The sequence below is a fragment of the Mesorhizobium sp. M1409 genome, from assembly GCF_040317535.1.
Lineage (GTDB): Bacteria > Pseudomonadota > Alphaproteobacteria > Rhizobiales > Rhizobiaceae > Mesorhizobium.
Genome location: NZ_JAMYKV010000103.1, coordinates 1 through 8,626, shown reverse-complemented (window position 1 = coordinate 8,626; position 8,626 = coordinate 1). Strand labels below are relative to the sequence as shown.

Below are 8,626 nucleotides of genomic sequence, written 5' to 3'. Positions count from 1 at the left end.
CCGTCGAGGCATTCGATGCGCGATGACCTGATATCTGTCATTGCGGACTCCGAGATAGTAATGTTGCAGTGCAGCATGGCGGCTGAGGCTGGATTGTCAACCCACAGCAAGATGACGAATTGCTCTCCGCTGTTACCGAATGAGCTGCCGTCTTCGACCCCAGAGCCGTCAGTCTGCAATGCGCGGCATCTCGGCCGTATAGATCCGCGGGCCAGGTCATGACGATGTTCGCGATGACCTGAATGTCCGCTCTCCTGTATCCTCGCCTAAGGCGGCCTGTCCGCAATCGGCCCATCAAGTCGCTTGCGGGTAAGGTCCTGATAGGCGAAACTGATCGGAACCCGGGAGGGTTTGCCACCTCGCCTCCGAGGTTGGCCGCCGACAGAGTGCTCCGCAATGGACCGCAAGCTCGCCGCCATCCTTGCTGCTGACGTCGTCGGATATTCCACCATGATGGAGCGCGACGAAGCGGGTACGCATCAACGGGTGCGCGCCGGTCATAAGGAACTTTTCGAGCCGACAGTAACGCGTCATCATGGCACTATCTTCAAGCTGATGGGCGACGGTCTGCTGGCGGAGTTTTCTTCTGTCGTCGAGGCGATGGAATGCGCAGTTTCGTTGCAACGTGGGCTGGCCGAGCGAAACGCCTCGTTGCCGAAAGACCAGCGCGTGGAAGTGCGCATCGGCGTCAATCTTGGCGAGGTGATTGTCGAGGGAGACGATCGGTTTGGCGAGGGCGTAAATATCGCGGCGCGACTAGAACAACTTGCTGAGCCTGGCGGTATCTGGGTGTCTGCGAAGGTCGCGCGCGAGGTTGAGAAGAAGCTGGCTTTCGGCTTTCAGTCCATGGGCCTGCGAAAGGTCAAGAACATCGCGGAGCCGGTTGAGGCATACCGTGTCACGACCGACGGCAAGGCCAAGCCCATGCGCACGAGCCGCAGCCGCTCGCGGCTGCCAGTCGTAGCGACCTTCCTAGTGCTGGTCTTAACAGTCACAGCGGTCCTGGCGTGGTGGCAGTTCTATGGAACAAAGCGCGAGATAGGCCAAGGTGGCATCCCGACCGTGGCAGTTTTGCCATTCAAGAACATGAGCGGCGACACGACGCTAGATTATTTTAGCGACGGCATGACAGACAATTTGATCTCGATGCTGGCAGGCGTCACCGAACTCAAGGTACTCTCGCATAGTTCTAGCTTCGTCTATAAGGACAAGCCAACCGATGTCCGCCGGATCGGCCAAGAGTTGAACGTGGCCTACGTGATTGAGGGCAGTATCTGGAAAGAGACGGACCGGGTGCGGATCACCGCACAGCTGATCGACGCGCGCACAGGCGAAAATCTCTGGGCGGAAAAGTTCGATCGCTCTGGAAGCAATCCCCTTGTGATTCAGGACGAAGCGATCGAACGAATCATTGGCACGCTTGGTGGCCAGCGCGGAAAAATGTACGACATCGAATACAAGAAGGTCTGGCAAAAGGACACACCGGATCTTGAAGAGTACGACTTCTTCCTTCGATCCAATTTCTTTTTTGGGCAGTTTACGCCCGAGAGCCTAGTAAAGGCGACGGACATAATTCTTGAGGGCTTGGCCAAATTTCCCGATTCGTCTCTGTTATCGTGCGGACTGGCCTGGGATCACGTCTTGGCGGCTAACCTCGGCTTTGACGAGAAGCCTGAAGAGCATTGGCGCATGGCGTCTGAACTGGAAGCAAGGATTCTTCCGCGGGCTAACCTCGGACCCGACGCAAGAAAAAGCTGCTTGTGGTCATCCGTCTACGTCAGCGCTTATCAGGGAAAATTTGATCTGTCTCTGCGCAGGGCCGACGAGGTGATCGCGCTTTCGCCCGGAGACGCGTTTCTCATCGGCGACCTTTCATCGGCAGCCCGCTTCAGTGGCCTGACAGACAAGGCCATTGAGCGAGCAGAATACGGGCTCAGGAACGATCCAAACTTCGCCGATTATTATCTCGTGATGAAGGCGAATGCGCTGACTGATATTGAAAAGTACGCCGAATCTGCTGCCCTGATAACGAAGGCGTCAGACTTCCTGATCACTGTTCCGCTGCTACGTGCCATCAACGATGTCCACCTTGGAAAAACTGACGCTGCACGCAGTGAAGTCCTCAAGGCGCTTGCCATGCAGCCGTGGCTTAAGGCCACGCGGTGGCGCGATATGACGTTCCATATCAATCCTGCAGTGATTAATCGACAGGTGGCCGACCTGGTGGCTGCGGGAGCGCCAATGAAGTAGTTTCGGTTGGACGCCGGTATACAGGCGTGGTTAGTTAGCTTCAGGATGCATCGATTTGAATGTCAGCTTTGGACCCTCCGCTGGTGAAAAGCTGCCAGTCCCCTTCCGGCCCCACTGCAGCATTTTCCACTTTGAGGCGAAATAATTCTCGACTATGGTCCGTCAGGCTTACGGCATGGGGGATTGCCGATGGTTTTATCACGCAGGGGTGTCGTGCTCGGCGGCCTGGCGCTGGTCGCGGTCGGTGCAACCGGCAATATTGTTCAACTCGCGACGGCAAAATCCTTTTTCGCCGGTACCGCCAGCGACACCAATTTTGTCTATCGCAAGACCAACTTCGCCAAGATCGACAAGAGATGGCATCGCCAGATCGTCAAGTATTTCAGCAGCGAGCCGGTCGGCACCGTCGTGGTCGATACCCGCCACCACTTCCTCTACCTCATCATGGAAAACAAGACCGCCATCCGCTACGGCGTCGGCGTCGGCAAGGACGGCTTCAAATGGTACGGCCGCGCGACGATCGACCGCCGCGCGCTGTGGCCGCAATGGGTCCCGCCCCCCGAAATGCGTAAGCGCAAGCCGGACCTACCGCCCATGGTCGCAGGCGGCGCGTCCAACAATCCGCTTGGACCGCGCGCGCTCTATCTGTACCGCGACGGCGCCGACATCGGCTACCGCCTGCATGGCACGCTGGAGCCATGGAGCATCGGCACCGACGCTTCCAGCGGCTGCATCCGCATGTTCCCGGAAGACATCATCGACCTCTACCAGCGGTGCCCGATCGGCACCGCAGTGGAGGTCCTACCGCACATCGCCGACCAGGCGCCCGCTTCCACCACTGTCGAATGATTGGCGCATCATGAACCGCATGATTGAAACCACGCGCCGGCTGCTCGCCGCCGGCCTGCTGGTGCTGGCCGCATCCTGTTCGACCAGCAACACGCTGGCCCTTCCCACCCCCGACGTCACCAACACCGAGATTGCCGGTTTCCAGAACGTGCAGCCGGGCAGCGAGGAGGATTTTATCCTCAATGTCGGCCGCCGCACCTATTTCACGCAAGGTTCGGCCGCGCTCGATTCTGTCGCCAAGGCCACCCTTGACACCCAGATCGCCTGGTTAGCAAAGCATCCGCGCTGGCTGCTCAAGCTGCAGGGTTTCGCCGACGATCCAGGCGCAAGTGAAACGGCGCTGTCGAAGCAGCGCGCCGATGCGGTGATGGACTACCTCGCCGCCGGCGGCATAGACCGCAACCGCATGTGGGCCAAGGGCTACGGCAAGGACAGGCTCGTCCGCGACTGCCCCGACGCCGCCTGCAGGTCGCAGAACCGCCGCGTTGTGTCTAATTTGCGCGATGAGAGGGACGAGTCGTAGGGGCTGCTGTTTTGCTTGTCACCAAATCAGAGTCTCACAACGCGACGGCGGCATGGCTGCTTTGCGCCTCATGCACGAACCCGCTTCGCGGGAAGGCGCGGTTGGCAATGCAGTATGGTAATCTTCGGCTTTGAGTGCCTAACTGCCTGACCAGACCATGGAGTTCCCTTCAACGAGAGGAACTCGCCATGGCTACCCTGCCGACCAATGCACCGATATCACCGCTTCGTCAGCGCATGCAGCAAGACATGCTGATGCGAGGTCTGGGACCGCATACACAGCAGGATTACGTGCGTCACGTCCGGCGCTTCACCGCATTCCTTGGGCGCGCTCCCGACACTGCGACGCCCCAGGATATCCGGCGCTTCCAGTTGAACCAGCATGAGAACGGTGTCGGCCCCGCGACGATCAACGGCGCGGTCTCGGCGTTGCGCTTCCTGTTCATGGTGACACTGATGCGGCGGGATCTGGCGCGTGCGCTGGTGATCATGCGCTATCCGCGCAAGCTGCCCGATGTGCTGAGCGTGGAGGAAGCGGCGCGGCTCCTCGAAGCAGCACCTGGCATCAAGTACAAGGCCGCGCTCGGCGTCGCCTATGGCGCGGGCCTGCGTGTGTCCGAGGTCGCGCACCTGAAGGTCGATGATATCGACAGTACGCGCATGCTGATCCGCGTCGAACAGGGCAAGGGACGCAGGGACCGCAACGCCATGCTCTCGCCGCAACTTCTGGAACTGCTGCGGTTGTGGTGGCGCGAAGGCAAGCGGCGCGGGGTCATGCTGCCGCATGGCTGGCTGTTCCCGGGGCGCAGTTGCACCGATCCGATCTCGTCGCGGCAACTGCACCGCGCCGTCCAGGAGTCTGCTGAAGTCGCAGGCATCCGCAAGCGCGTCAGCCCGCACACGCTGCGGCACAGCTTTGCCACCCATCTGCTCGAACAGGATGTCGACATCCGCGTCATCCAGGTGCTGCTAGGCCACAGCAAGCTCGATACGACCGCGCTCTACACCAAGGTCTCGACCCGGACAATCCACGCGGTCGCCGGGCCGCTCGACCGGCTGATGGCGCTGATGGAAGGCAAGTCGCCGCCCGGCTGATCCGTGCGCGCCTCGATCGAGGTCGCCGACATCTTCCGTGCCGCCGCGCCGGCCTATCGGGCCGTCTATGCAGGTCATCTGAGCCTGCAGCAACTCAAGGTCATGTCGGCGATCGAACAATGTCGCACCGCGGCCCTCGGCGGGCATGTCGAAGCCTGCGAGGACTGCGGCGAGCGGCGCATCGCCTACAATTCCTGCCGCAACCGGCATTGTTCCAAGTGCCAGGGCGCGGCCGCGCGTACATGGCTCGCCGAGCGCGAAGCCGATCTGCTCCCGGTCGGATACTTCCACATCGTCTTCACGCTGCCGGCCGAAGTCGCCGAGATCGCGTTCCATAACAAGGCGCTGATCTATGATCTGCTGTTCAAGGCGGCATCGGAGACGATGCTGACGATCGCGGCCGATAGCAGGCACCTCGGCGCCAGGATCGGCATCACCGCCGTCCTCCACACCTGGGGCTCGGGAATGACGCATCATCCGCATGTCCACATGATCGTACCAGGCGGCGGCATCGCGCCAGACGGAAGCCGGTGGATATCGTCGCGTCCGGCTTTTCTCCTTCCAGTGCGCGTGCTCGGGAACCAGCGCCTGGGGCTTGCCCAGCGCTATCGGTTGAGCCGATGTGGTGGACCTGAAGGATCGATGCCACATGCTGTTGGAGCCGGGCTGCTTCGCCGGCCGCACGAATGGGCCAGCTTGCATTATGGGTGCCAAGCGAACGGCGATCGGTGGGGGCAAACTCCAGCTCCTCATGAATTGCGAACACGTCTGCGAACGTCCGCTTCATTCAATTCCTGCCAAAAAGCGGACCGACTGCAAACCATCGAACTGAGACATTCGCGACGCCGAATACCTTGACTATGCCGAGCCGTGGCGGCGTTTGAGAGCGCCGCCGACCGCATCGCGGACATGTCGCGGCCGGACCCGCAGATCATCCTTCGGCGCGCTGCCTTGATGCTCAGGAACGTCGCTGGCGTGCCACTGGAGGCGGCGACGGAAGACGCGCTGAAGTACATAGCCGCCGAGATGAAGATTGGTCCGTCGGATCTCATTGAGATCGTTCTGCGGGAGTGGCTGGAAACCAAGGCCTATCTGCCGGTGCTGATGATCGATGAGGAAAGCGATACGGACGGGAGCGCGTAGGCTGGGCTTTCCCGGCCGTCGGCCTGTTAGGTTGTCGGGGTCCCAGCGGAAACCCAACCGCCCCCTGGCAGGCGCTTTTTTCAGGCAACCTCGAAGTGGCGCCGGCCATTGCGCAGTCAACGCGAAGGCGGACTCAGTGCGCCCGCCTTCGACGTTGTTAGCCACCCATCTTCTTTGCCATCGCGCAGAAATCTGCATGCGACTTGTTGAGCGTGGTATCGCCGCAGTCTTTCAACACGGCCTTCTGTTCATCGGGTTTCAGGGACATCCATGCGGTCTTGAAATCCGCTTCTGTCCTCAAGGTTTTCATGCCGGCATCGGTGAAGAACGGCGACATCTTTGCCGGGTCGTCCAGCGCGGATGTACTGCCAGCAAGAGCCGAACCAGTCATCATCGCAAGCGCCATCGCGCCCATTGTGAGCATCTTGATGTTCATTGTTTCCTCCGTAGTTAGGTCATTTAGCGTGACCTGCGGGGAAAACGTCACCTGCTAAACTCGGTTCCCAGCGCCCTACTTCAATTTCGACGTGATCTCCTCGATCCTCATCTTGTCGCCAGTCCCCTTCGCCATGGCCAGCGCTTCGGCCTTGTCCTTGGTGGTCAGCACGGTGCGCCAATGCGGCTTGTCGAAGACGCTGGACGGTGTAGGTGGTGGCGGGCTTGTCGGCCATCTCGACCCCTGGTGCGGAAAGCCCGCGCCACTTGCGGGAGGCGCGGGCCGATCGAGAGCCGGTGAAAGATCGCGATCTTCAGCAGGCGATGGGGTGTGCATCGTCTGCCACAGCACAAATAGTTAGAGATCGCTAATGTTCCGTCAAGCCGGTTTGGCCGGTGTTGGCTGCACCGGTCTTGTCCCGATCTCGATGTCAATGACCAGCAGCTTTTCCAGCCTTAACTGCCTCTGCCTTTAACTGCACCGGCCTTGGCGTCCTCGAGATGCATCATCAGTATTTGGAGCTTCCCAACGAGTTCGGGGCGACCGTTCGCTCGACGAACTTCATCGCAGGTGCGCAAGGCAGGTATTCGCCTCGGAGATGGTCCGTTGCATCACGCTCAGCGTTTGCAAGCATTCCTGGGCTAAATCCATCCTGAGATTTAGCCGTCTGAACGTCTTTGGTCTTCCCTTCGTTCCAAACGGTAACCCGGCGCGCAACCGATGAACCCTGCGCTTGACCTACGATCAACGCCCGCTTCCCGCTGACGAAGCTGACCTTGAACGGTATCGTAGGATTGCCAATCAGACACTCTCGGATTTTGGTGCGAGGATGAAATCGAAAACGGGCTCAGGCTGGCCAGGCGCAGGCTCCTGCAAAACAGCGGGGGAAGTTGTGGCCGCTTCGGCGTGTTCTGCGAGCGCGGCAGCTGGCATCCCGAGTGCGGCTTCAAAAGGCGGGCTCGGCGCGCTCACCACCTGACGAAGAAGCGCCGCAGCTCTTACCGCATGGCGCGCGGCAGCGACCCGCTTGCCCTCGCGGATCTTGACCCCAGCCGCAGCCAACAGGATCAGCCCCTTGAAGAATAGGCGATACTGAGTGCTTTGTTTCGCCGCGTGCCAAAGAGGCTCCCAAGCCTCGTGAGCTTCCCAGTAGTAGCCGTGGTTGAAAAGGTCGATTCCCCAACGAAATACATCTGAGCCCAGAGCTTCCTCAACCGCGACGGTCACCGGGTCGCTTTGGTAACTGTGGCCCAAGGGATCGCGCACCGGATGAGGATGTTTGCCAGGCAGGTACGCATAGGTAGGAAAACTGTTTTCGGGCAGCAAGCGTGGTCGTGACATAGTTCCAGCAAACATGAAAGCACGCCCATGGCAATCATCCTGGCGGATGGGGCCGGATCGGCGTCCGCCTCTCACAGCCGTCGTCATGGGTAATGACGTAAATCAACCTGCTTCCAAGCAGCGAAATCCTGCCGGTCAATCTGGCATGAGTGCCGTAACCCGCTCCACGATCGCCGCGACAGCTTCTTGTGGCGACTTGCGCCCAAGCACCGCGAGTTGCACCTCCTCAAGGAAAGTCGCCTGCGCACGCACGGCTTCGGGAAAGGCCGGGAATGCCGGACGCGCCTTGGCCAGCGTGGCGGCTTCTACCTTTGCGAGCGGCTGGGATGCCGAGAATTCGGCATCCGCATAGGTGGATACGCGAACCGGTCCATTACCGTTTCGCGCCGCCCCAAGCGTGACCGCCTTGCTGGAGACCGCTTTGATGAAGCTCCAGGAAAGCTCCTTGTCGGTGGAATTGGCGGGGACCGCCATCGCCCATGATTCCACGACCGCCGCCATTTCCGCGCCGCCCGACAGCGCTTTGGAGCCAGGGAAGGCCATGGCTTTGATCTTGCCGGGGAAGGTGGACTGCTCGGGATTGTTGAGCTGGGCAAAGCGCGCGAAGGGCAGCACCCCAAAAGCAGCGCGGCCCTGCTGCAGCCAGGTCACCATGTCGTCGTTACGGGTGTGTCAGTACTTCCCGTTCGGGACACATTCCTCTCTGCCAATTATGCGACTTTCGAAGCACAAAACGCGAACATGTAGTGGCGGCCTATGTATTTTCCGACGTAAACAGCACTGGCTCACTTCGGCTATCGGCCGGCTTGTGAATGACCGGAAGGGGGCCGGAGAACGAACCCGCTGCGCGGGAGGGGCGCCTGCGGTTGAGGTAGAGATCAAGAACCGGTCGTCGCGCTCGCGTTGCGTCGTTCGGCTAGAGCAGAGCATGGCGAGCTTCTTCAACAAGGAGCCTGACCATGCACCATCCTATTCTCGATGCACGGATCA

The 8,626-nt window shown here is 60.3% G+C and carries 8 protein-coding genes and 1 pseudogene; 6 read left to right on the top strand and 3 right to left on the bottom strand.

Features of this window, described 5'->3' with window-relative positions; all coding sequences use genetic code 11:
- Positions 1–396 precede the first annotated feature (396 nt).
- The 6 genes and pseudogenes from NKG99_RS34855 to NKG99_RS34830 all read left to right on the top strand — a co-directional run bounded on the left by NKG99_RS34855 (position 397) and on the right by NKG99_RS34830 (position 5,859).
- Positions 397–2,250 carry an adenylate/guanylate cyclase domain-containing protein gene (locus NKG99_RS34855; protein ID WP_352873959.1) on the top strand — a complete coding sequence of 618 codons (1,854 nt, stop codon included), beginning with the start codon at positions 397–399 and terminating at the stop codon, positions 2,248–2,250.
- A gap of 189 nt (positions 2,251–2,439) precedes the next feature.
- Positions 2,440–3,099, top strand: coding sequence for a L,D-transpeptidase (locus tag NKG99_RS34850; RefSeq protein WP_352873957.1), 660 nt, complete (start codon positions 2,440–2,442; stop codon positions 3,097–3,099).
- A gap of 10 nt (positions 3,100–3,109) precedes the next feature.
- On the top strand, positions 3,110–3,622 hold the full coding sequence (locus tag NKG99_RS34845) for an OmpA family protein (protein WP_352873955.1): 513 nt from the start codon (positions 3,110–3,112) through the stop codon (positions 3,620–3,622).
- A 188-nt stretch (positions 3,623–3,810) separates the two neighbouring features.
- Positions 3,811–4,716 (top strand): tyrosine-type recombinase/integrase, encoded by a 906-nt coding sequence (locus tag NKG99_RS34840; RefSeq protein WP_352873953.1) that lies wholly within the window; start codon positions 3,811–3,813, stop codon positions 4,714–4,716.
- A 3-nt stretch (positions 4,717–4,719) separates the two neighbouring features.
- Positions 4,720–5,343: pseudogene (locus NKG99_RS34835) on the top strand (IS91 family transposase); the annotation flags it as partial.
- Between the two features lie 282 nt (positions 5,344–5,625).
- Positions 5,626–5,859 (top strand): hypothetical protein, encoded by a 234-nt coding sequence (locus NKG99_RS34830; RefSeq protein ID WP_352873961.1) that lies wholly within the window; start codon positions 5,626–5,628, stop codon positions 5,857–5,859.
- 157 nt (positions 5,860–6,016) lie between these two features.
- On the opposite strand, the gene NKG99_RS34825 is transcribed toward NKG99_RS34830, so the two are convergent.
- From NKG99_RS34825 to NKG99_RS34815, 3 genes are all read right to left on the bottom strand, one after another.
- Positions 6,017–6,295 (bottom strand): hypothetical protein, encoded by a 279-nt coding sequence (locus NKG99_RS34825; protein ID WP_352873951.1) that lies wholly within the window; start codon positions 6,293–6,295, stop codon positions 6,017–6,019.
- A gap of 801 nt (positions 6,296–7,096) precedes the next feature.
- Positions 7,097–7,651: a DUF309 domain-containing protein gene (locus tag NKG99_RS34820; protein ID WP_352873949.1), complete on the bottom strand. Its 555-nt coding sequence runs from the start codon at positions 7,649–7,651 to the stop codon at positions 7,097–7,099.
- 120 nt (positions 7,652–7,771) lie between these two features.
- The gene (locus NKG99_RS34815; RefSeq protein ID WP_352873947.1) at positions 7,772–8,290 is read right to left on the bottom strand and encodes a type 2 periplasmic-binding domain-containing protein; all 519 of its coding nucleotides are present in this window, start codon (positions 8,288–8,290) and stop codon (positions 7,772–7,774) included.
- Positions 8,291–8,626 lie beyond the last annotated feature (336 nt).